Genomic DNA, 21036 nt, shown 5'->3' on the forward strand with positions numbered 1-21036 from the left:
TGTCAGGCCTTCGCCGGCTCGGGTTCGCCGGTCGTGGCGTCCTGCTCGGCGGCCGGAGCCGGGAGACCGGCCTTCGCGGCGCGCTTGGCCTCCCTCTTCTTCCGGCGGCGCTCCTTGCGGAGCTCCACGATCGTGTAGAGCGTCGGCACCAGAAGGAGCGTCAGCAGGGTCGAGGTGATCAGACCGCCGATGACGACGACGGCCAGCGGCTGCGAGATGAAGCCGCCCTCGCCGGTGACGCCGAGCGCCATCGGGAGCAGGGCGAAGATCGTCGCCAGGGCCGTCATCAGGATCGGGCGCAGCCGGTGGCGGCCACCCTCGACGACCGCTTCGACCACGCCCAGGCCCTGGGCCCGGTACTGGTTGATGAGGTCGATCAGCACGATCGCGTTGGTCACCACGATGCCGATGAGCATCAGCATGCCGATCATCGCCGCGACGCCCATCGGGGTGCCGGTGACGAGGAGCAGTCCGATCGCGCCGGTGGCGGCGAACGGGATGGAGACCAGCAGGATCAGCGGCTGGATCAGCGACCGGAAGGTGGCGACCAGCAGCATGAAGACGATCGCGATGGCGGCCAGCATGGCCAGGCTGAGCTTGATGAGCGCGTCCTGCTGGTCCTCGGAGACCCCGCCGATGGTGGCGGTGGCGCCGTCCGGGAGGTCCAGGGCCTCGATCTTCTTGCGCAGCTCGTCGCTGACGTCACCGGTGTTGTCGCCGGTGGGCCGGGCGGTGACCGTGGCGGCGCGCTGCCCGTCGATCCGGGTGGTGGAGACCGGCCCGGGGACCAGCTTCACATCGGCGATGGTCCCCAGCTCGACGCCGCCGCCCAGCGGAAGGTTCTTCAGCTCCGCCATGGTGGTGGCCGGGTGGGCGGACGTGACGACGACGTCGCGCTCGGTGTCGTCCATGATCGCCTTGCCGGCCGGGGTGCCCTTCACCGCGGCGGCGACGGCCGCGCCGAGCGTGGCCTGGCTGTAACCGGCGTCCGCCGCCTTGACGTTGGCCGTGACCGCGATGCGCTTGACGCTCTCCGCCAGGTCGCTCTCGACGTCCGTGGCCTCCTTGAGCTTGGTCATCTCCACCCGTACGGCTTCGGTCGCCTTCTTCAGCGTGTCCGCGTCGGCGGCCTTGACCACCACGCTCAGGTTCTGGCTGCCGAAGCCGTCGCCCGCGCTGATGGTGGTGTCACCGACGCCGTCGAGGCCGGCGAGGCCGTCCTCGATGCGGTCCTGGGCGTCCTCGAAGTCGGCGGCGTCCTTGAGGGTGACCTGATAGGTGGCCTGGTTGGCTCCCGTGCCGCCGCCGAAGGCGGCCATGAAGCCGGAGGAGCCCACGGTGACCTGGTAGTCCTTGACGCCCTTGTCGTCGGTGAGGAGCTTCTCGACCTTCTTCGCGGCCTCGTCGGCGGCCGCCAGGCTGGTGCCCGGCGCCAGTTCCTGCTTGATGGACAGGGTGTCCTGCTCGCCCGGGTCGAAGAAGGTGAACTTCAGCAGCGGGGCCATGCCGAAGGTGCCGATCAGCACGACGACGGCGATGGCCAGGCTGACGAGACGGCGCCGGGTGGCGAACCGCAGCACTGGGAGGTAGATCCGCTGGAGCCGGCTGCGGGCCTCCTTCTCCTCGGCCTCGCGCCGCGCCTTCTCCGGGTCCACGTCGGTGCCCTTGGGGGCACGCAGGAACCAGTACGAGAGGACGGGGACGACGGTCAGCGAGACGAGCAGCGAGGCCAGCAGGGCCGCCGTGACGGTCAGTGAGAACGGGCCGAAGAGCTGTCCGACCATGCCGCCGACGAGGCCGATCGGCAAAAAGACGGCGACCGTGGTGAGGGTGGAGGAGGTGACCGCGCCGGCCACCTCCTTGACCGCGGTGATGATCGCCGACTGGCGCTCCTCGCCGTAGCCGAGGTGGCGCTTGATGTTCTCCAGGACGACGATCGAGTCGTCCACGACCCGGCCGATCGCGATGGTGAGCGCGCCCAGGGTGAGCATGTTCAGCGACAGGTCGCGGGTCCACAGCACGATGAGCGCGAGGACCACGGACAGCGGGATGGAGACCGCGGTGACCAGGGTGGAGCGCAGGGACGCCAGGAAGACCAGGATCACGATGACCGCGAAGACCAGGCCGAGCGCGCCCTCGGTGGTCAGCCCGGAGATCGCCTTGGAGACGGCCGGGCCCTGGTCGGAGACGACGGTCAGCTCGGCACCGGAACCGAGGTCCTTGCGCAGGTCCGGGAGCTTGTCCTGGACGGCCTCCGAGATGGCGACGGCGCTGCCGTCCTTGTCCATGGTCGCCAGCACGGCGAGGCTCGGGCGGCCGTTGGTGCGGGTGATGGAGTCCGCGGCGGCGGGCTCCTGCTTCACAGTGGCGATGTCACCGAGGCGGACCGGCTTGCCGGGCTTGCCGCCGGCCGGGTTCTGGCCGGTGACCCGCAGGTCCTGGATCTGCTCCAGCGAGGTGAAGGCGCCGCCGACCTGGACGGTGCGGCTCTTGCCGGACTCGGAGAAGGCGCCGGCGGGGACGGTCGCACCGCCCGCCTGGAGGGCCTGGGCGAGCGAGACCGCGTTCAGTCCGGCGGCGGCGAGCTTCTTGTCGTCCGGGGTGACGGAGATCTGGAGGTCGCGCACCCCGTCCACGGAGACCTGGCCGACGCCGTCGATGTCCTCCAGGGCGGGGACGACCGTGCGGTCCAGCTGGTCGGCGAGCGCCTGCTGGTCCTTGTCCGAGGTGACGGCGAGGACGACGGTCGGGATGTCGTCCGTCGAGCCGGCGATGACCTGCGGGTCGACGTCCTGCGGCAGCTGGGCGCGGGCCCGGTTCACCGCCTGCTGGATGTCGGCGACGAGCTGCTTGGTGCCCTCGTCGCCGAAGTCGAAGGTGGCCATGATGAGGGCGTTGCCCTCGCTGGCGGTCGAGGTGAGGCCGGTGACCCCATCGACGGCCTTGATGGAGTTCTCAAGCGGTTCGACGACCTGCTTCTGCACGACATCGGGAGACGCACCCTGGTAGGGCGCCAGCACCGACACCATCGGGAGTTCGATGGTGGGCAGCAACTGCTGTTTGAGCTGCGGGATCGCGATCGCGCCGAAGACGAGGGCGACGATCGAGATCAGCCCGATCAGGGCCCTTTGCGCGAGGCTGAATCTGGACAGCCAGGACATGGGTGGGTCTCTCTTCCGTGGCGTACGCGGCAGGTGGGCGGGTGACTCGGGGGACGGACCCGGCCCACCTATACGATCGCCGATCACCGGGGCGGAAATCCTCGGCCCCAGGGTCGCTTTCCGGGGCCGTGCATACCGCAGGTGGAGTACACCCCGGTTGCACCTTCACTCCACCCGTGGGCGCACCAGGCCCGATTCGTACGCGATTACCACCAGTTGCGCGCGGTCCCGGGCGCCCAGCTTCGCCATCGCCCTGTTCACATGGGTCTTGACGGTGAGTGGGCTGACGACCAGGCGCTCCGCGATCTCGTCGTTGGACAGCCCGCCCGCGACCAGGACCAGTACCTCGCGCTCCCGTGTGGTGAGGGCCGCCAGCCGCTCCGAGTACTCCGCTGCGCCCGGCCCGTCGCCGGTGCCGCCCTGGGCGAGGAAGGTGGCGATCAGGCCCTTGGTCGCGGCCGGCGAGAGCAGCGCCTCGCCGCCCGCGGCGATCCGGATCGCGTTCAGGAGTTCGTCCGGCTCGGCGCCCTTGCCGAGGAAGCCCGAGGCCCCGGCGCGCAGCGACTGCACCACGTACTCGTCGACCTCGAAGGTGGTGAGCATGACCACGCGGACGTCCGCGAGGTCCGGGTCGGCGCTGATCATGCGGGTGGCGGTCAGGCCGTCGGTACCGGGCATCCGGATGTCCATCAGCACCACGTCGGGCCGCTCGGCGCGGGCCACCTCCACGGCCTGCGTCCCGTCCGCCGCCTCCCCCACGACCCGCATGTCGGGCTCCGAGTCGACCAGTACCCGGAACGCGCTGCGCAGCAGCGCCTGGTCGTCGGCGAGCAGGACCTTGATGGCCGGTGTCATGCGTTCTCCCCCGTCCGGTCCGGCGCGCCCGGCCGACCGGGCTCCTGCGCGCGGGCCTCGACGGGCAGGATCGCATGGACGCGGAACCCGCCCCCGTAGCGGGGACCGGCGGTGAGGGTGCCGCCCAGCGCGGTGACACGTTCGCGCATGCCGAGCAGGCCGTGGCCGCCGCCGGGCGCCGGGGGGTCTGCCGCGGAGCCGGGTCCGCGGCCGTTGTCCAGGACCATGACCTCGGCGGTGCTGCCGACCCGTACGACGCTGACCTCGGCCCTGGCGCCCGGACCGGCGTGCTTGCGGACGTTGGTCAGGGCCTCCTGGATCACCCGGTACGCGGCCAGGTCGACGGCGGAGGGCAGCGGCGGGTCGTCGCAGGCCGAGCAGGCCACCTCGACGGGCAGCCCGGCCTGCCGCACGCCCGCCACGAGTTCGCCGAGGACCGCGAGGCCGGGGGCCGGTTCGGTGGGGGCCTCCGGGTCGCCGGACTGGCGCAGCAGGCCCACGGTGGCGCGGAGTTCGTTGAGGGCGGAGCGGCTGGCCTCGCGGACATGGGCGAGGGCCTGTTTGGCCTGGTCGGGGCGCTTGTCCATGACGTGTGCGGCGACTCCGGCCTGCACGTTGACCAGGGCGATGTGGTGGGCGACGACGTCGTGCAGGTCGCGGGCGATGCGCAGGCGTTCCTCGGCGACCCGGCGGCGGGCCTCCTCCTCGCGGGTGCGTTCGGCGCGTTCGGCGCGTTCCCGGATGGCGTCCACGAACGCGCGGCGGGAGCGGACCGCGTCGCCCGCCGCCCCGGCCATCCCGGTCCAGGCGAAGACGCCCAGGTTCTCCTGGCTGTACCAGGGCGGGGAGCCGAAGAGCATGGCGGCGGCGGTGAGCGCGGCCATGGTGAGCAGCCCGACCCGCCAGGTGGTGGGCCGGTCGGTGCGGGCGGCGACGGTGTACAGGGCGATGACCGCGCTCATCACGACGGGGGCGGGCGGGTCGGCGGTGACCAGTTCGACGACGGTCAGCGCGCCGGTGGCGGCGAGTACGGCCAGGGGTTCGCGGCGCCGCCGGATCAGCGCCAGGGCGCTCAGCACCATCAGGAACAGGCTGCTGGCGGCGGGGGTACGAGCGCCGAAGGCGGGCCCGTCGGGGCCGCCCGGATCGACGAACGATCCGATGATCATGGCCACGAGCACGGCCAGGGCGAGCGCGGCGTCCAGCGCGAGGGGATGGCCGCGCAGCCAGGTGCGGATGCGCAGGACACCGGTTCCGAGGGTGGTCACGTCCAGCTACGTTACGGCGTGTCGCGCGCGGGCAGGTCCGGGTCGGCGGCGGGAGCGGGGCCGGGGACGCCGGTGCCCCGCGTCCGGCGGGCGGGCGCGGGGCATCGGGTGCGGGTGCCGGGAAAGCCTCCGGGTGTCAGCCGGGGATCAGGCCGTCGTCGCTGAGCATGTCGCGTACCTCGTCGAGGGTGGCGTCCGGCGACGGCAGGATGAGCTCGGACGGCTCCAGGGAGTCGTCCGGCAGAGGTGTGCCGAGTTCGCGTACGCGGGCCAGGAGTGCGTGGAGCGTGGTGCGGAAGCCCGGTCCGTCACCGCTCTCCATCTCGGCCAGCAGGGCGTCGTCGAGCTTGTCGAGCTCGGCGAGATGACTGTCGGCCAGGACTGCCTGGCCCTCCCCCATGATCCGTACGATCATGTCGCTGCCTTAGTTCTTGTCGAATTTGTGGGACTGGCTGTTCTGCTGCCGGGCGTCCTGGGGGCCGCCCTCGATCGCCTGCTGCGAGGAGGAGCCGCCGGCCAGTTCGGCCTTCATGCGCTGGAGTTCCAGCTCCACATCCGTACCACCGGAGATCCGGTCCAGCTCGGCGGCGATGTCGTCCTTCGCCGTGCCGGTCGGGTCGTCGAGGGCGCCGGAGGCGAGCAGCTCGTCGATCGCGCCGGCGCGGGCCTGCATCTGCTGCGTCTTGTCCTCGGCCCGCTGGATGGCCAGGCCGACGTCGCCCATCTCCTCGGAGATGCCGGAGAACGCCTCGCCGATCCGGGTCTGTGCCTGCGCCGCGGTGTAGGTGGCCTTGATGGTCTCCTTCTTGGTGCGGAAGGCGTCCACCTTGGCCTGGAGCCGCTGGGCCGCGAGGGTGAGCTTCTCCTCCTCGCCCTGCAGCGTGGTGTGCTGCGTCTCCAGGTCGGTGACCTGCTGCTGGAGGGCGGCGCGGCGGGACAGCGCCTCGCGCGCCAGGTCCTCGCGGCCCAGCGCGAGGGCCTTGCGGCCCTGGTCCTCCAGCTTGGTGGACTGGCCCTGCAGCTGGTTCAGCTGCAGTTCGAGCCGCTTGCGCGAGGTCGCCACGTCGGCGACGCCGCGGCGTACCTTCTGCAGCAGCTCCAGCTGCTTCTGGTACGAGTAATCGAGGGTCTCGCGCGGATCTTCGGCCCGGTCAAGGGCCTTGTTTGCTTTCGCGCGGAAGATCATCCCCATACGCTTCATGACACCGCTCATGGGCTTCGCGCGCCCCCTTCTGGCTCAACTGGGCTCCGGCACTCCAACAGAACCCACAGTACGGGCCCTGTCTCTATTACCGCACTGTTCGGGTGCGGATGGGCTCCTCCCCAAGGACGACTGTGTCCCCGGACCGATCAGGCCCAAGGAGTAGGTGACGCCCGTATCACCCGTCCATACACGGACAAGGACGCGGGCCGTTGCCGGATCGTTCCCGGCCGGCCTGCGGGTACCGGCCGCCGACCCCGTACCCTTGGGCCTTGTGTTCCGTAGCCGCTCCAAGGAAGAGAAGGCCCCCACCGACAAGGTGACGGCGGACCTCTCCAAGACGCCCCGCGACCCCGAGGCCCCCAAGGGTCGCCCCACCCCCAAGCGCAGCGAGGCCCAGTCGCAGCGCCGCCGCGCCTCCAGTGGCGCGCCGCTGGACCGCAAGGCGGCCATGCGGCGCCAGCGCGAAGCGCGGCGCGCGGACCTGGCCAGGCAGCGGGAGGCGCTCGCCAACGGTGACGAGCGCTATCTGCCGGCGCGTGACAAGGGGCCGGTGCGCCGCTTCGTCCGCGACTATGTGGACTCGCGCTTCTGCATCGCGGAGTACTTCCTGCCGCTCGCCGTGATCATTCTGATCCTGAGCGTGATCCAGGTGCGGGGCATCCAGAACATCTCGCTGCTGCTCTGGCTGATCGTGATCGTGCTGATCGTGATCGACTCCGTCGGGCTGGGCTTCCGCATGCGCGCGCAGCTGCGGAGCCGGTTCCCGGACACCCCGAAGCGCGGCGCGGTGGCCTACGGGCTGATGCGTACGCTCCAGATGCGTCGGCTCCGGCTACCGAAGCCGCAGGTCAAGCGCGGAGAGCGGCCCTGAGTACGGAGCCGTCCGGCCCGGTCGGCGATGGTTTCGCCGGCCGGCCGACCGCTGCCGTCGCGGGCTTCACCGGGGCCTCCGGGGCGTGGACCAAAGGGCTCTCCGGTCTGCGCAACACCGTGCGCCAGGAGCTGGTGGCCCGGCAGCTGGACGAGCAGATCGCGGCGCGCTTCCCGGTGGGGCAGCGGCTGCGCATCCTGGACGTCGGCATGGGCCAGGGCACCCAGGCGCTGCGCCTGGCGCGCGCCGGGCACACGGTGACCGGCCTGGAGTCCGATCCGGAGATGCTGCGGATCGCCCGTGAGGCGCTGGGCGGCGAGCCGGCCGGCATCCGTGAGCGGGTGCGGCTGATCGAGGGCAACGGCCAGGACACCGGGGTCCACTTCCTGCCCGGCAGTTTCGACGTGGTCCTGTGCCACGGCGTACTGATGTACGTCCAGGAGCCGGACGCCATGGTGGCGGGGCTGGCCCGGATGCTGGCGCCCGGCGGGCTGCTGTCCCTGCTGGTGCGGAACGCGGACGCGCTGGCGATGCGGCCGGGCATGGCCGGGGACTGGGAAGGGGCGCTGGCCGCGTTCGACAGCGACCACTACACCAACCGGCTCGGCCTGTCCGTGCGCGCGGACCGGCTCGACGCGCTGACGGCGACGCTCGCCTCGATCGCGGCGCCGCTGCACGCCTGGTACGGGGTGCGGATCTTCACGGACAACGTGAGCAACGACGTGGAGCTGCCGCCGGCCGCGGAGCTGGAGCGGGTGCTCGCGGCGGAGGACCGGGCCGGCCGGACGGACCCGTACCGCGGGGTGGCGGCGCTGCTGCATCTGTGCGGCGTACGGGGGTAGGGCGCGGCGGGCCCCGGGTGACCCCACGGGTGCGCTCAACGGGCCGACCGTGAGGGCAAAAGTAATAATCCGGACATGGATGTCCTTCGCTCCCGCCGTCGTGCGCGCCGGCTGATGCTGCCCCTGTCCGCCGGTTTCTGCGCGATCGCGCTGGTGAGCGGCTGTTCCTCCGCGCAGTCCCCCGCTCCGGGGCCGGACGCGACGGCGTCCGGTTCGGCGCAGGCCGGTCCGGCCGCGAAGGCCGCCGGTGATCTCCAGAGCGAGTACCAGACCGCCATCAACGACGTGCTGCCCTCGGTCGTGCAGATCGACGCGTCCGAGAGCCTCGGCTCCGGCGTCGTCTACGACACCAAGGGCCATATCGTCACCAACGCCCATGTCGTCGGTGACGAGAAGTCCTTCAAGGTCACCGTGGCCACCGGCGAGAAGGTCCTCAAGGCGACGCTGGTCGCCGCCTACCCGGAGCAGGATCTGGCGGTCATCGCGCTCGACGACGTGCCGGACGGGCTGCGGCCCGCGAAGTTCGGCGACTCGGAGAAGGTCGCCGTGGGGCAAATCGTGCTGGCGATGGGTTCGCCGCTGGGCCTGTCCAGCAGCGTCACCCAGGGCATCGTCTCGGCGCTCGGCCGGACGGTCAGCGAGAGCAGGACGGCCGGCGGCACCGGAGCGACCATCGCGAACATGGTGCAGACCTCGGCGGCGATCAACCCCGGCAACAGCGGGGGCGCCCTGGTCGATCTGAACAGCGAGGTCATCGGCATCCCGACGCTCGCCGCGTCCGATCCTCAGATGGGCGACAGCGCGGCGCCGGGCATCGGCTTCGCCATCCCGGCGTCGATGGTGCGGACGGTCGCGGACCAGATCATCAAGGACGGCAAGGTCACCGACTCGGGCCGGGCGGCGCTCGACATCACCGGCCGCACGGTGGTCAACGACGACTACCGCCCGGCGGGCGTCGCGATCGTCAACGTCCAGAAGGGCGGCGCGGCGGCCGACGCGGGGCTGCGCGCGGGCGACATCATCACCGGGGTCGGCGACGCGAAGATCACCACCATCACCTCGCTCGCCGAGGCCCTGGCCGCCGAGAAGCCGGGCCAGGAGGTGAGCGTGACGTACATGCGCGGGAACGCGAAGAAGACGGCGAAGGTCACGCTCGGCGAGATCTGACGGGTGTGCCGGGCGCCGGGCGGCGTCCCGCACGGCGACGGCCGGCCGGCAGGTCCACGGGGACCCGCCGGCCGGCCGTCGCGTGGCCCGGGTCAGTCCGCCGAGTCGGCGTGCAGGCTCATCGGGCCGTAGATCTTCGTGGTGTCCTCGAAGAGCGTGACCTGGTCCGCCCCGCCGTCCAGGAGCTGCTTCCAGTACTCGCCGATCCAGGATTCCGCGTCACCCTGGGTCGGGAACTCCTCCGGCTGCAGGGCCGGCTCCGTCTCCGTACCGTCGGACTTCTCGAACCGCCACGTCCACGCCATGTCCGCCTCCTGGGTATGTCGTTCCAGTCGGCAGCCTAGTGCTTCCCACCAGCGGGGGAAGGGCGTCTCGGACGGTTCGCCGCCCCCACGGCGCGCACCCCGCGCGGGGACGCGGCAGGATCGGAGCGTGGAACTGACTCTGCTCGGCACCGGAGCCCCCGACGGGCTGCCGCGGCCCGACTGCCCCTGCGCCGCGTGCGCCCTCGCCCGCGGCTCCGCCGGCCGGGCCGCGACCGCTCTCCTGGTGGACGACGCGCTGCTGCTCGACCTGACGCCCGGCGCGGTGTTCGCCGCCGCCCGCGCGGGCCGCTCGCTCACCGCCGTACGCCAGGTGCTGCTGACGCACCCGCACGACGGGCCCGCCGTCGAGCTGCCCGCCGGGCTGCCTCCGGCGGGCCGGGTGCCGGACGGGCGGGAGCTGACGCTGATCAGCGGGCACCGGGTACGGGCGGTGCCGATGGACGCGCCCGGTACGGGGTACGAGGTGACCTCGCCCGAGGGCGCCCGGCTGCTGTACCTGCCGCCGGGCGGAGCGCCGGCCGGGCTGGCGGAGCCGGTGGAGCAGCCGTACGACCTGGTCGCCCTGGACCTCGTCGGACGGCCCGACGCCGTGGCGCGGCTGCGGGCCGCCGGGGCGGTCGGGGCCGCCACCGAGCTGATCGCCGTCCATCTGGGCCATGACGCGCCGCCCGCCCCGGAGCTGGAGCGCCGGCTCGCCGCGGCCGGGGCGCGGGCCGTGCCGGACGGCACGACGCTGACGGTCGGCGGCTTCCGCGAGCCCGCCCCGCTCCCCCGGCGCACCCTGATCACCGGGGGCGCGCGCTCCGGGAAGTCCGTCGAGGCGGAACGCCGGCTGGAGACCTACCCGGACGTGGTGTACGTGGCGACCGGCGGCGGGCGCGACGGGGACGCCGAGTGGGCGGCCCGGGTCGGGCTGCACCGGGAGCGGCGGCCGGCGAGCTGGCGCACCGAGGAGACCTGCGCGCTGACGGAGCTGCTGGCCGCGGACGGGCCGCCGCTGCTGATCGACTGCCTGTCGCTGTGGCTGACGCACCTGATGGACCGGGTGGGTGCCTGGGACGACGCGATCTGGGCGGAGGGCGGGGAGCGGGCGCTGCGGGCGCGGACGGCGGAGCTGGTCGCCGCCGTGCGCGGGACCCGGCGCACGGTCGTCATGGTGACCAACGAGACCGGCTCGGGCGTGGTTCCGGCGACGGCGTCCGGCCGGCGCTTCCGGGACGAGCTGGGCCGGCTGAACGCGGCGGTGGCCGGAGAGTGCGAGCAGGTGCTGCTGGTGGTGGCGGGCCAGGCGGTGCCGCTGCGCGGCTGAGCGGGAGCGGTGGGCCCGCAGGCGGCCCGCTCCGGCCGAGCCTGGGCGGAAAGGGCGGCGGGTACTGTTCCGCAGTGGGCCCGTGACGGGCTCGACGGACCATCCCCCGTATCTATCCCGCGAGGCAGAACCCCGTGAATCTGGACGACTTCTCCGATCTGATCGAACGCCCGGACGGGGGCGTACGGCGCGATGCCGAGGAACGCCGGGAGCGGTTGAGCGTGCCGGTGGGCGCCCTCGGGCGGCTGGACGAGCTGGGTGAGTGGCTGTCCGCGGCGCAGCAGGCGGCTCCGGTGCGGACGATCGAGCAGCCGCGCGTGGTGCTGTTCGCGGGCGACCACGGGGTGGCGCGGCTCGATGTGTCGGGGCGGAAGGCGGGCACCGCGAACGAGCTGGTGCGGGCCACGCTGGAGGGCGCGACCCCGCTGGCGGTCCTGGCCCGCCGGTACTCCGTGCCGGTGCGGATCGTGGACGCCGGTCTCGACTGCGACCCGGAGCTGCTGCCGGAGGCCGTCGTGCGCACCCGGGTGCGGCGGGGCAGCGGGCGGATCGACGTCGAGGACGCGCTGACGGCCGACGAGGCCCAGGCGGCGGTGCGGCTCGGCATGGCGGTGGCCGACGAGGAGGCCGACTCGGGCACCGATCTGGTGGTGCTCGGCGACCTCAGCGTGGGCGGTACGACGGCGGCGGCCACCCTGATCGCGGCGCTGTGCGGCACGGACGCCTCGGTGGTGACCGGGCGCGGTGGCGCGGGGATCGACGACCTGGCGTGGATGCGCAAGTGCGCGGCGATCCGCGACGCGCTGCGCCGGGCCCGGCCGGTCCTGGGCGACCAGCTGGAGCTGCTGGCGACGGTGGGCGGCGCCGATCTGGCCGCGATGACCGGCTTCCTGCTCCAGTGCGCGGTGCGGCGGCTGCCGGTGATCCTGGACGGCGTGGTCGGCGCGGCGGCCGCGCTGGTCGGCCAGCGGGCCGCGTTCCGGGCGCCGGACTGGTGGCTGGCGGGCCAGGCGAGCGGTGAGCCGGCGCAGGCGAAGGCGCTCGACCGGATGGCGCTCAACCCGGTGCTCGACCACGGGGTGATCGTCGGCGAGGGGTGCGGGGCGCTGCTCGCCCTCCCGCTCGTCCAGGCCGCGGCGGCGCTGGCGGCGGAGCTGCCCGAGCGCGAGCCGGAGGCGGCGGGCTGACGCCGGCGGTCACGGCCGGGGCGGCGGGGCGGGGGCCCGGTCCGGTGCCCCGCCGATGAGGTCCTGGAACCTGCGGCGCGGCCCGGCCCAGCGCACGTCGTGGTGGTAGGCGCGCAGCACCGCGCGGGAGCGGGCCCGGTGCCGGCCGCGGTAGAAGCGCCTGGCCCACGGCGAGGTCGGCCGGGCCAGCCGTACCGCCCCGACCAGAGCCACGAAGGGAACCAGGGTGCCGACCACCGCCATCCTGGCCTTCCCCTTGAACAGGGTGATCAGGACGAAGCAGAAGTTGATGACGACGGTGACCACCGCGCCCGCCCTGCCCTGCTGCTGATCGTCGCTCAGATCGTCCACGCCCAGCGGCGAGAACCCGCCGAGCACCAGCAGCACCAGGGCCGCCGTGAGCACGACGACCTCCACGCTCCGGCGGCCCTCCTCCGTCCAGTACACGTCGTCCAGATGCAGGATCAGCGCGAACTCGTCCAGGACCAGCCCCGCGCCCACGCCGAAGACGACCGCGCACAGGGCGGCCGCGACGCCGTGCTGCCCGCAGGCGACCGCGCCGAAGCCGCCGACGACGCTCAGCACCACGCCGGGCACCACGTGGTGGATGTGGACACCGCCGGGCGTGATGTTGCGGAACGGGCCCTTCCCGGCCCGGATCATCCGGGTGATGAACCGGGTCACGGCGAAGGTCAGCACGAAGGCGGTCAGGGCGAGGAGCAGCGGAAGTTTCCCCGGCTCGACGAAGTTGCGCTCGAACCAGTGACCCATCCCACCACTCCCGGTCATCCGCTTCTGCCCCGTTGTGCGGCATTTCGGACAATCTAGCGGCCGGGCGCACCGATTAGCCTGCGCGCCGTGACCTCCTCCCTCGACAGCCACGGCCTGCGGTTCGCCTTCGGCACCCTGACCGTGCTCCCCGTCCGCGTGACCCGCTGGGACCGGGAGGCCGCGCGGGCCGGGATGCTGTGCGCGCCGGTGGCCGGGCTGGTGGTGGGCCTGCTCGCGGCGGTGCCGGGCAGCCTGCTGCTGTGGGGCGGCGCGGGCCCGCTGCTCGCCGCGGTGGCCTCGGCGGCCGTGCCCGCCGTGCTCACCCGGGGGCTCCATCTGGACGGTCTCGCGGACACCGCGGACGGCCTGGGCAGCGGCAAGCCGGCCGGTGACGCGCTGCGGATCATGAAGCAGTCGGACATCGGCCCGTTCGGCGTGATCACCCTGCTGTTCGTGCTGCTGGCGCAGGTGGCGGTGCTTCAGCAGGAGTACGCGCGGGGCTGGGCGCACGGCGCGGTGGCGGCCGCCGTCGCGGCGGTCGTCGCCCGGCTCGCGCTGACCCTGGCCTCGCGGCGCGGGGTGCCGGCGGCCCGGCCGGAGGGCCTGGGCGCGGCGGTCGCCGGAACGGTTCCGGTGGCCGGCGCGGTGGCGGTCGGGCTCGTGGTGGTGGTCGGCTGCGCGGGGGCGGGGGCGCTGACCGGCGGGTACGGGACGCTGCGCTGCGGCCTGGGCGCGGTGGTCGCGGTGGTGGTGGCGGAGCTGCTGCTGCGGCACTGCGTGCGGCGGTTCGGCGGGGTGACCGGCGATGTGTTCGGGGCGCTCGCGGAGACGGCGGCGACGGTGGCGCTGGTGGCCCTGGCGCTGGGCTGACGGCTGACCCGCTTCCCGGCCGGGCGGGGCGCGAAACCCGGCGCGTCCCGCGGGCTTCCCGGAGCGGCGGAGTGCGAAACCCGGCGCCCCGTCAGTCCGCGTCCGCCGCGCAGGACTCGCGCGACGCGTCCAGCGCGTACTCCTTGCGCAGCGAGCTGAGCCCCAGCTTCCGGGACTGTGCGCAGAACCGCTCGGCGGGCAGTTCGTACTCGACGTGGAACACCGCCTTGCCCGCCTTCACGAACGGGGTCAGCTCCTCGCACTCGTCGTACTGCGCGCACTGCTCGTTGACCGCGAAGTCGAAGTCCCCGACCAGCTCCGGGATCTGCGGCAGGTCGTTCTTGAGGCCGGCGGCCATCCCGTGGCGGTGGACCAGGCGGGCGATCAGACGGTTGTAGCGGAGCTGGTCGGCGGCGGTCAGCGGGAAGCCGCTCTCGTTGCGGTAGCCGTCCATGTTGTCGGGCTCGACCGCGTCGAACCCCTTGTCGGCGCACATCTCGATCCGGGACTCCATCAGCGGCTCCAGGACGTCGGTGCGCCGGATGTCGAGCCAGCGCTCGCCCTTCCAGCCGTTGCCCTTCCCGAGGAGCACGGTGGGGAAACGGGCCGCGTCCGGGCGGAAGTCCTCCCAGGCGCCGGTGGACAGGTAGCAGATGACCTTGCGGCCCTCGCGGTGCAGCGCGGCGACCTCGGCCGCCGTCCGGTCGAAGCCGTCGATGTCGTACACCGGGGCGTCCACGGTGGTGTCGAGCCGGCCCGAGAGCTGCCACTGCCAGTCGGTGCCGGGTTCCGGCTGCCAGCGCTGCCGCGCGGGCTGGGCGGACGCCCCGGCTCCGGTGTCCTCGCCCGCCGGGGCGCCGCCCCGGTCCTGGGCGCAGCCCACGAGCAGCGCGAGCAGTGGCAGTGCCAGTGCGCCGCGGGCGAGGGCGCCGCGCGCCCCGCCCACCCGTGCGGCCGTACGGTCGCGCATCGTTCCCCCCATGTGCGCCCCGGGTCCGTGCCATCGGGACGATCTTCCTGGAACCCCCACCGTACGTCGGCCGGGGAACAGCCGTGCGACCGCTACGGCCCGCCGCCGTGAGCGGGCAGCAAAGGCGCGCGTAGGCTCATTCCCGGCACATTGCGACGGCGTCTACGATGCGCCGGGCCCGGTCGGCCACCCCTCGACCACTACAGGGCCGGAAAAGAACTCAACGGAAGCGAGATTTCACCACCGTGACTGCTCTCACTCTCAGCACCGCCGGTGCGGCGACGCTGCGCGCCGACGCCCTCGTCGTGGGCGTCGCCAAGAGCGCTGGATCCAAGTCCGCGGACGTCGTCCTCGCACCGGGCGCCGAGGCCGTGGACAAGGCGTTCGGCGGGAAGCTCGCCGCCGTCCTGTCGACCCTGGGCGCCTCGGGTGCCGAGGGCGAGCTGACGAAGGTCCCGGCTCCGGACGGCCTCAAGGCCCCGGTCGTCATCGCGGTCGGCCTCGGCAAGGCCCCCGAGAAGGACGGCGCGTACGACGCCGAGGCGCTGCGCCGGGCCGCCGGTGCCGCCGCCCGTTCGCTGGCCGGGGCGAAGAAGGCCGGCTTCGCGCTGCCCATCGGCTCCGTCGAGGACGCCGAGGCGATCGCGGAGGGCGCGCTGCTCGGCGCGTACGCCTTCATCGCCTACCAGGCCGGCGAGAACAAGCTCGCCCCCAAGGGCGCCAAGGCCGCCGGTGCCAAGCCGGCGCTGGCCGAGGTCGCCCTGCTCGGCGCCAAGCCGCGCGACAAGGCGTTCAAGGCCGCCGCCGACCGCGCGATCGCCCTCGCCGAGGAGATCAACCGCGCCCGCGACCTGGTCAACACCCCGCCCAACGACCTCTACCCCGAGTCCTTCGCCGCCGTGGCCACCGCCGCCGGCAAGGAGCACGGCATCAAGGTGCAGGTGCTGGACGAGAAGGCGCTCGTCAAGGGCGGCTACGGCGGCATCCTCGGCGTCGGCCAGGGCGCGACCCGCGGCCCGCGCCTCGTGAAGCTCGCCTACACGCACCCGAAGGCGGAGAAGACCCTGGCCCTCGTCGGCAAGGGCATCACCTACGACTCGGGCGGCATCTCGCTGAAGCCGGCCGGCCACAACGAGACGATGAAGTGCGACATGGCCGGCGCCGCCGCCGTGTTCGCGACCGTCGTCACGGCCGCCCGCCTGGGCCTGCGCGTCAACGTCACCGGCTGGCTGGCGCTCGCCGAGAACATGCCCTCGGGCAGCGCCACCCGCCCCGGCGACGTGCTGCGCATGTACAGCGGCAAGACCGTCGAGGTGCTCAACACCGACGCCGAGGGCCGGCTCGTCATGGCCGACGCGCTCACCCGCGCCTCGGAGGACAACCCGGACGCGCTCGTCGACGTGGCGACCCTGACCGGCGCCATGGTGCTGGCGCTGGGCAACCGCACCTTCGGCATCATGTCCAACGACGACGCCTTCCGTACCTCGATCCACGAGATCGCGGAGGAGGTCGGCGAGGCGTCCTGGCCGATGCCGCTCCCGGCCGACCTGCGCAAGGGCATGGACTCCCCGACCGCCGACATCGCCAACATGGGCGAGCGGATGGGCGGCGGCCTGGTGGCCGGCCTGTTCCTGAAGGAGTTCGTCGGCGAGGGCATCGCCTGGGCCCACCTGGACATCGCGGGCCCCGCCTTCCACGAGGGCGCCCCGTACGGATACACGCCGAAGGGCGGCACCGGTTCCGCCGTCCGCACCCTGGTCAAGCTGGCGGAGCGCACCGCCGACGGCGACCTCGGCTGAGGCCGGCCGGCCTCTGTACGGCCCCGGGCATACGTCCGGGGCCGTAGGTGTTTGACCCATGGCACCGCGTCCGGGCGGGGTGGTTTCGCTCTTGACGAAATCCCTGTCCGCCACGCAGCGGTTATCCACCGGGACGGACGATCATCCGCCCCGGACACGGGCCCCGCGTCCCGCTCACCGTCAACAAATGCGAAGATGGGTTCTCGGCAGGACAGGGCCCCCACCACAGGGCCGAAGACAAAGCGGCCGCACACCAGCCGACCGGCCGGTAACACCCCGAGGACGGGGCCCGGCGTACGGCGCACATGCATGGAGGACGTGACGTGGCGAACGACGCCAGCACCGTTTTCGACCTAGTGATCCTCGGCGGTGGTAGCGGCGGGTACGCCGCGGCCCTGCGCGGAGCGCAGCTGGGCCTGGACGTCGCTCTGATCGAGAAGGGCAAGGTCGGCGGCACCTGCCTGCACAACGGCTGCATCCCCACGAAGGCCCTGCTGCACGCGGGCGAGATCGCGGACCAGGCCCGCGAAGCCGCCCAGTTCGGTGTCCAGGCCACCTTCGAGGGCATCGACATGGCGGCCGTCCACAAGTACAAGGACGACGTGATCTCCGGCCTGTACAAGGGTCTGCAGGGTCTCGTCGCCTCCCGCAAGGTGCACTACATCGAGGGTGAGGGCCGCCTCTCCTCCCCCACCTCGGTGGACGTGAACGGCCAGCGCATCCAGGGCCGCCACGTGCTGCTCGCGACCGGCTCCGTGCCGAAGTCGCTGCCGGGCCTGGAGATCGACGGCAACCGCATCATCTCCTCGGACCACGCGCTGAAGCTGGACCGCGTCCCGAAGTCGGCGATCGTGCTGGGCGGCGGCGTCATCGGCGTCGAGTTCGCCTCGGCGTGGACCTCCTTCGGCACCGACGTGACGATCGTCGAGGGCCTCAAGCACCTCGTCCCGGTCGAGGACGAGAACAGCTCCAAGCTCCTTGAGCGCGCCTTCCGCAAGCGCGGCATCAAGTTCAACCTCGGCACGTTCTTCCAGAGCGCCGAGTACACGCAGGACGGCGTCAAGGTCACCCTCGCCGACGGCAAGACCTTCGAGGCGGAGGTGCTGCTGGTCGCGATCGGCCGCGGCCCGGTCTCGCAGGGCCTGGGTTACGAGGAGGCCGGGGTCGCCATGGACCGCGGCTACGTCCTGGTCGACGAGTACATGCGGACCAACGTGGAGACGATCTCCGCCGTGGGCGACCTGGTCCCCACGCTCCAGCTCGCGCACGTCGGCTTCGCCGAGGGCATCCTCGTCGCGGAGCGGCTGGCCGGTCTCAAGACCGTCCCGATCGACTACGACGGCGTGCCGCGCGTGACGTACTGCCACCCCGAGGTCGCCTCCGTCGGCATCACCGAGGCCAAGGCCAAGGAGCTCTACGGCGCGGACAAGGTCGTCGCCCTCAAGTACAACCTCGCCGGCAACGGCAAGAGCAAGATCCTCAAGACCGCGGGCGAGATCAAGCTCGTCCAGGTCAAGGACGGTGCGGTGGTCGGCGTCCACATGGTCGGTGACCGTATGGGCGAGCAGGTCGGCGAAGCCCAGCTGATCTACAACTGGGAAGCGCTGCCGGCCGAGGTCGCCCAGCTCATCCACGCCCACCCGACCCAGAGCGAGGCGCTCGGCGAGGCCCACCTGGCCCTGGCCGGCAAGCCCCTGCACTCCCACGACTGATCAGTCGACCGGGCGCGACGACCGACCACTTCCGCATTTTCGTAAGGAGCAACTGAAACCATGTCGGTTTCCGTAACCCTTCCGGCGCTCGGCGAGAGCGTCACCGAGGGCACTGTCACCCGCTGGCTGAAGGCCGAGGGCGAGCGCGTCGAGGCCGACGAGCCGTTGCTCGAGGTCTCGACCGACAAGGTCGACACCGAGATCCCCGCCCCCGCCTCCGGCATCCTGTCGTCCATCAAGGTCGCCGAGGACGAGACCGTCGAGGTCGGCGCCGAGCTGGCCGTCATCGACGACGGCTCGGGCGCCCCGGCCGCCGCCGAGGCCCCGGCCGCGGAGGCCCCCGCCGCCGAGGCCGCCCCGGCCCCGGCTCCGGCCGCCGAGACCCCCGCCCCGGCCCCCGCGGCCGAGGCCGAGGCCCCCGCCGCCGCTCCGGCCGGTGGCGCCTCCGGCACCGACGTCACCCTGCCGGCGCTCGGCGAGAGCGTCACCGAGGGCACCGTCACCCGCTGGCTGAAGGAGGTCGGCGAGGAGGTCGCGGAGGACGAGCCGCTGCTCGAGGTCTCCACGGACAAGGTGGACACCGAGATTCCCGCCCCGGTCGCCGGTGTGCTGCTGGAGATCGTGGTCGGTGAGGACGAGACCGCCGAGGTCGGCGCCAAGCTCGCCGTCATCGGTGCGCCCGGTGCCGCCCCGGCCGCCGCGCCGGCTCCGGCCGCCCCGGCCCCGGCCCCCGCCGCCCCGGCCCCGGCTCCCGCCGCTCCGGCTCCGGCCGCTCCGGCCCCCGCGCCGGCCGCTGCCCCTGCCCCCGCCCCCGCCGCTCCGGCACCCGCCCCGGCCGCCCCGGCCCCGGCACCCGCCGCCGCTCCGGCTCCGGCCGCCGCCGCTCCGGTCGCGACCTCCGGTGACGACGGCGCGTACGTCACGCCGCTGGTCCGCAAGCTCGCCGCCGAGAACGGCGTCGACCTGGGCGCGGTCAAGGGCACCGGCGTCGGTGGCCGTATCCGCAAGCAGGATGTCGTCGCCGCCGCGGAGGCCGCCAAGGCCGCCGCCGCTGCCCCGGCGCCCGCCGCCGCCGCCGCTCCGAGCGCCTCCAAGGCGCCGAAGCTGGAGGCGTCCCCGCTGCGCGGTCAGACGGTCAAGATGACCCGCATGCGCAAGGTCATCGGCGACAACATGATGAAGGCGCTGCACTCGCAGGCCCAGCTGACCTCGGTCGTCGAGGTCGACGTCACCAAGCTGATGAAGCTGCGCGCCCGCGCGAAGGACGCCTTCGCGGCCCGTGAGGGCGTCAAGCTCTCCCCGATGCCGTTCTACGTGAAGGCCGCCGCCCAGGCGCTGAAGGCCCACCCGGTCGTCAACGCCCGGATCAACGAGGACGAAGGCACGATCACGTACTTCGACTCGGAGAACATCGGCATCGCCGTGGACGCCGAGAAGGGCCTGATGACCCCGGTCATCAAGGGCGCGGGCGACCTCAACATCGCCGGCATCTCGAAGAAGACCGCCGAGCTGGCCGGCAAGGCCCGCGGTGGCGGCCTGACCCCGGACGACATGTCCGGTGCCACCTTCACCATCAGCAACACCGGCTCGCGCGGTGCGCTGTTCGACACCGTCATCGTGCCGCCGAACCAGGCCGCCATCCTGGGCATCGGCGCCACCGTGAAGCGTCCCGCGGTCATCGAGACCGAGGAGGGTACCGTGATCGGTGTCCGCGACATGACGTACCTGTCGCTCTCCTACGACCACCGTCTGGTGGACGGCGCGGACGCCGCCCGCTACCTGACCGCGGTCAAGGCGATCCTGGAGGCCGGCGAGTTCGAGGTCGAGCTCGGCCTGTAACCGGCTCGGCCTGTAACCAGCCTCACGATCGGCGCCCCCGTCCGGAACCCTCCCGGACGGGGGCGCCGCCGTATTGTCTAGACACCCGGTCGCCCCGGCCACTGTGCCCGGCGCAGGCGTACCGGTCTGTCCGAAGGAGCCCGTCATGACCCCGCCCGTCGTCCACTCGCTGCGCGAACAGATCCGCGAGCACATCGTGGAGGGGATCGTGAGCGGGCGCTGGAAGCCGGGCGAGCGGATCGTGGAGCGGCGCATCGCCACCGAGCTGGAGGTCAGCCAGACGCCCGTGCGCGAGGCGCTGCGGGAGCTGGAGACGCTGCGGCTGATCGAGTCGGCGCCCAACAAGGGCGTCCGGGTCCGCAACCTCACCGCCGCCGACCTGGAGGAGAGCTACCCCGTACGGGCCGGTCTGGAGCAGATCGCGGCCGAGCTGGCGGCTCCGGGGCTCGGCGAGGACTGCTCGCTGCTGGCCCCGCACGTGAGCGCGCTGTACGAGGCGGACCGGCTGGCGGACGGCGAGGCGCAGGTGCGGCACACGGTGGGCTTCCACCGGGAGATGGTGCGGGCGGCGGGCAACGCGGTGCTGCTGCACACCTGGGAGGGGCTGGGCATCGAGGTGTTCACTGCGCTGTCGATCCGCTGGCTGGGAACGGTGCAGAAGTCGTACGCGGAGGAGCACGAGGCCCTCATCGACGCGTTCCTGCGCAAGGACCCGGACATCGGCACCCTGGTCAAGGCGCATGTGCTGGGCTGCGCGCCGCGCGCCTGAGCCTCCGGACAGGCTGGTGCGCATCTGTCGTGGAGGGCGCTCTCCTGTGCGGACGGGTGCCCTTTTTGACGGTTAAATCCCGTCACTCGGTGCCCTGTTTCCTGGCACCCCATGCC

The 21036-nt window shown here is 72.8% G+C and carries 18 protein-coding genes; 10 read left to right on the top strand and 8 right to left on the bottom strand.

Translation table 11 applies throughout. The features are described from left to right. Window positions 1–2: 2 nt before the first annotated feature. The 5 genes from OG710_RS06590 to OG710_RS06610 all read right to left on the bottom strand — a co-directional run bounded on the left by OG710_RS06590 (window position 3) and on the right by OG710_RS06610 (window position 6485). Window positions 3–3161, bottom strand: coding sequence for an efflux RND transporter permease subunit (locus tag OG710_RS06590; RefSeq protein ID WP_330238480.1), 3159 nt, complete (start codon window positions 3159–3161; stop codon window positions 3–5). Window positions 3162–3326: 165 nt separating this feature from the next. After that, window positions 3327–4016 carry a response regulator transcription factor gene (locus OG710_RS06595; RefSeq protein ID WP_330238481.1) on the bottom strand — a complete coding sequence of 230 codons (690 nt, stop codon included), beginning with the start codon at window positions 4014–4016 and terminating at the stop codon, window positions 3327–3329. Continuing rightward, window positions 4013–5284, bottom strand: a complete 1272-nt coding sequence (locus OG710_RS06600) for a sensor histidine kinase (RefSeq protein ID WP_111332491.1) — start codon at window positions 5282–5284, stop codon at window positions 4013–4015. The genes OG710_RS06595 and OG710_RS06600 overlap by 4 nt, the downstream gene beginning before the upstream one ends. A 136-nt stretch (window positions 5285–5420) precedes the next feature. Continuing rightward, on the bottom strand, window positions 5421–5699 hold the full coding sequence (gene pspAA, locus OG710_RS06605; RefSeq protein ID WP_330238482.1) for a PspA-associated protein PspAA: 279 nt from the start codon (window positions 5697–5699) through the stop codon (window positions 5421–5423). Between the two features lie 9 nt (window positions 5700–5708). Continuing rightward, window positions 5709–6485, bottom strand: a complete 777-nt coding sequence (locus OG710_RS06610; RefSeq protein ID WP_330238483.1) for a PspA/IM30 family protein — start codon at window positions 6483–6485, stop codon at window positions 5709–5711. 274 nt (window positions 6486–6759) lie between these two features. Between OG710_RS06610 and OG710_RS06615 the strand changes: the two genes are divergently transcribed. The 3 genes from OG710_RS06615 to OG710_RS06625 all read left to right on the top strand — a co-directional run bounded on the left by OG710_RS06615 (window position 6760) and on the right by OG710_RS06625 (window position 9368). Next, window positions 6760–7359, top strand: a complete 600-nt coding sequence (locus tag OG710_RS06615) for a DUF3043 domain-containing protein (protein WP_330238484.1) — start codon at window positions 6760–6762, stop codon at window positions 7357–7359. 134 nt (window positions 7360–7493) lie between these two features. Beyond that, window positions 7494–8201 (top strand): class I SAM-dependent methyltransferase, encoded by a 708-nt coding sequence (locus tag OG710_RS06620; RefSeq protein WP_330238485.1) that lies wholly within the window; start codon window positions 7494–7496, stop codon window positions 8199–8201. A 75-nt stretch (window positions 8202–8276) separates the two neighbouring features. Then, window positions 8277–9368 (top strand): S1C family serine protease, encoded by a 1092-nt coding sequence (locus OG710_RS06625; RefSeq protein WP_330238486.1) that lies wholly within the window; start codon window positions 8277–8279, stop codon window positions 9366–9368. A 92-nt stretch (window positions 9369–9460) separates the two neighbouring features. Here the strand turns inward: OG710_RS06625 and OG710_RS06630 are convergent, their stop codons facing one another. Beyond that, window positions 9461–9673 (bottom strand): hypothetical protein, encoded by a 213-nt coding sequence (locus OG710_RS06630; RefSeq protein ID WP_111332479.1) that lies wholly within the window; start codon window positions 9671–9673, stop codon window positions 9461–9463. Window positions 9674–9800: 127 nt separating this feature from the next. On the opposite strand from OG710_RS06630, the gene OG710_RS06635 reads away from it, so the two are divergent. Together OG710_RS06635 and OG710_RS06640 are read left to right on the top strand one after the other, a co-directional pair. Then, window positions 9801–11003 carry a bifunctional adenosylcobinamide kinase/adenosylcobinamide-phosphate guanylyltransferase gene (locus OG710_RS06635; RefSeq protein ID WP_330238487.1) on the top strand — a complete coding sequence of 401 codons (1203 nt, stop codon included), beginning with the start codon at window positions 9801–9803 and terminating at the stop codon, window positions 11001–11003. A gap of 134 nt (window positions 11004–11137) precedes the next feature. Then, a complete protein-coding gene (locus OG710_RS06640; RefSeq protein WP_330238488.1) occupies window positions 11138–12190 on the top strand; it encodes a nicotinate-nucleotide--dimethylbenzimidazole phosphoribosyltransferase in 1053 nt (350 codons plus the stop codon). A 9-nt stretch (window positions 12191–12199) separates the two neighbouring features. Here the strand turns inward: OG710_RS06640 and OG710_RS06645 are convergent, their stop codons facing one another. Further along, a complete protein-coding gene (locus tag OG710_RS06645) occupies window positions 12200–12961 on the bottom strand; it encodes a hypothetical protein (RefSeq protein ID WP_330238489.1) in 762 nt (253 codons plus the stop codon). A gap of 78 nt (window positions 12962–13039) precedes the next feature. On the opposite strand from OG710_RS06645, the gene OG710_RS06650 reads away from it, so the two are divergent. After that, window positions 13040–13831 carry an adenosylcobinamide-GDP ribazoletransferase gene (locus OG710_RS06650; protein WP_330242171.1) on the top strand — a complete coding sequence of 264 codons (792 nt, stop codon included), beginning with the start codon at window positions 13040–13042 and terminating at the stop codon, window positions 13829–13831. A gap of 91 nt (window positions 13832–13922) precedes the next feature. Here OG710_RS06650 and OG710_RS06655 read toward each other — a convergent pair whose 3' ends face one another. After that, window positions 13923–14801 (bottom strand): endo alpha-1,4 polygalactosaminidase, encoded by an 879-nt coding sequence (locus tag OG710_RS06655; protein ID WP_330238490.1) that lies wholly within the window; start codon window positions 14799–14801, stop codon window positions 13923–13925. 245 nt (window positions 14802–15046) lie between these two features. On the opposite strand from OG710_RS06655, the gene OG710_RS06660 reads away from it, so the two are divergent. From OG710_RS06660 to OG710_RS06675, 4 genes are all read left to right on the top strand, one after another. Further along, window positions 15047–16600 carry a leucyl aminopeptidase gene (locus tag OG710_RS06660; protein ID WP_330238491.1) on the top strand — a complete coding sequence of 518 codons (1554 nt, stop codon included), beginning with the start codon at window positions 15047–15049 and terminating at the stop codon, window positions 16598–16600. A 323-nt stretch (window positions 16601–16923) separates the two neighbouring features. Next, window positions 16924–18312 carry a dihydrolipoyl dehydrogenase gene (gene lpdA / locus OG710_RS06665; protein WP_330238492.1) on the top strand — a complete coding sequence of 463 codons (1389 nt, stop codon included), beginning with the start codon at window positions 16924–16926 and terminating at the stop codon, window positions 18310–18312. A 60-nt stretch (window positions 18313–18372) separates the two neighbouring features. Further along, window positions 18373–20151 (top strand): 2-oxoglutarate dehydrogenase, E2 component, dihydrolipoamide succinyltransferase, encoded by a 1779-nt coding sequence (gene sucB, locus OG710_RS06670; protein ID WP_330238493.1) that lies wholly within the window; start codon window positions 18373–18375, stop codon window positions 20149–20151. Window positions 20152–20296: 145 nt separating this feature from the next. Further along, on the top strand, window positions 20297–20920 hold the full coding sequence (locus tag OG710_RS06675; RefSeq protein WP_111332457.1) for a GntR family transcriptional regulator: 624 nt from the start codon (window positions 20297–20299) through the stop codon (window positions 20918–20920). Window positions 20921–21036: the final 116 nt, after the last annotated feature.

Origin of the sequence: Streptomyces sp. NBC_00525, from assembly GCF_036346595.1 — a bacterium.
GTDB lineage: Bacteria > Actinomycetota > Actinomycetes > Streptomycetales > Streptomycetaceae > Streptomyces.

What these genes read in the sequence shown, in the direction of transcription:
- OG710_RS06590 (WP_330238480.1), bottom strand. Translation starts at nt 3,161, where the DNA reads ATGTCCTGGCTGTCCAGATTCAGCCTCGCGCAAAGGGCCCTGATCGGG.
- OG710_RS06595 (WP_330238481.1), bottom strand. Translation starts at nt 4,016, where the DNA reads ATGACACCGGCCATCAAGGTCCTGCTCGCCGACGACCAGGCGCTGCTG.
- pspAA (WP_330238482.1), bottom strand. Translation starts at nt 5,699, where the DNA reads ATGATCGTACGGATCATGGGGGAGGGCCAGGCAGTCCTGGCCGACAGT.
- OG710_RS06610 (WP_330238483.1), bottom strand. Translation starts at nt 6,485, where the DNA reads ATGAAGCGTATGGGGATGATCTTCCGCGCGAAAGCAAACAAGGCCCTT.
- OG710_RS06625 (WP_330238486.1), top strand. Translation starts at nt 8,277, where the DNA reads ATGGATGTCCTTCGCTCCCGCCGTCGTGCGCGCCGGCTGATGCTGCCC.
- OG710_RS06630 (WP_111332479.1), bottom strand. Translation starts at nt 9,673, where the DNA reads ATGGCGTGGACGTGGCGGTTCGAGAAGTCCGACGGTACGGAGACGGAG.
- OG710_RS06645 (WP_330238489.1), bottom strand. Translation starts at nt 12,961, where the DNA reads ATGGGTCACTGGTTCGAGCGCAACTTCGTCGAGCCGGGGAAACTTCCG.
- OG710_RS06655 (WP_330238490.1), bottom strand. Translation starts at nt 14,801, where the DNA reads ATGCGCGACCGTACGGCCGCACGGGTGGGCGGGGCGCGCGGCGCCCTC.
- sucB (WP_330238493.1), top strand. Translation starts at nt 18,373, where the DNA reads ATGTCGGTTTCCGTAACCCTTCCGGCGCTCGGCGAGAGCGTCACCGAG.
- OG710_RS06675 (WP_111332457.1), top strand. Translation starts at nt 20,297, where the DNA reads ATGACCCCGCCCGTCGTCCACTCGCTGCGCGAACAGATCCGCGAGCAC.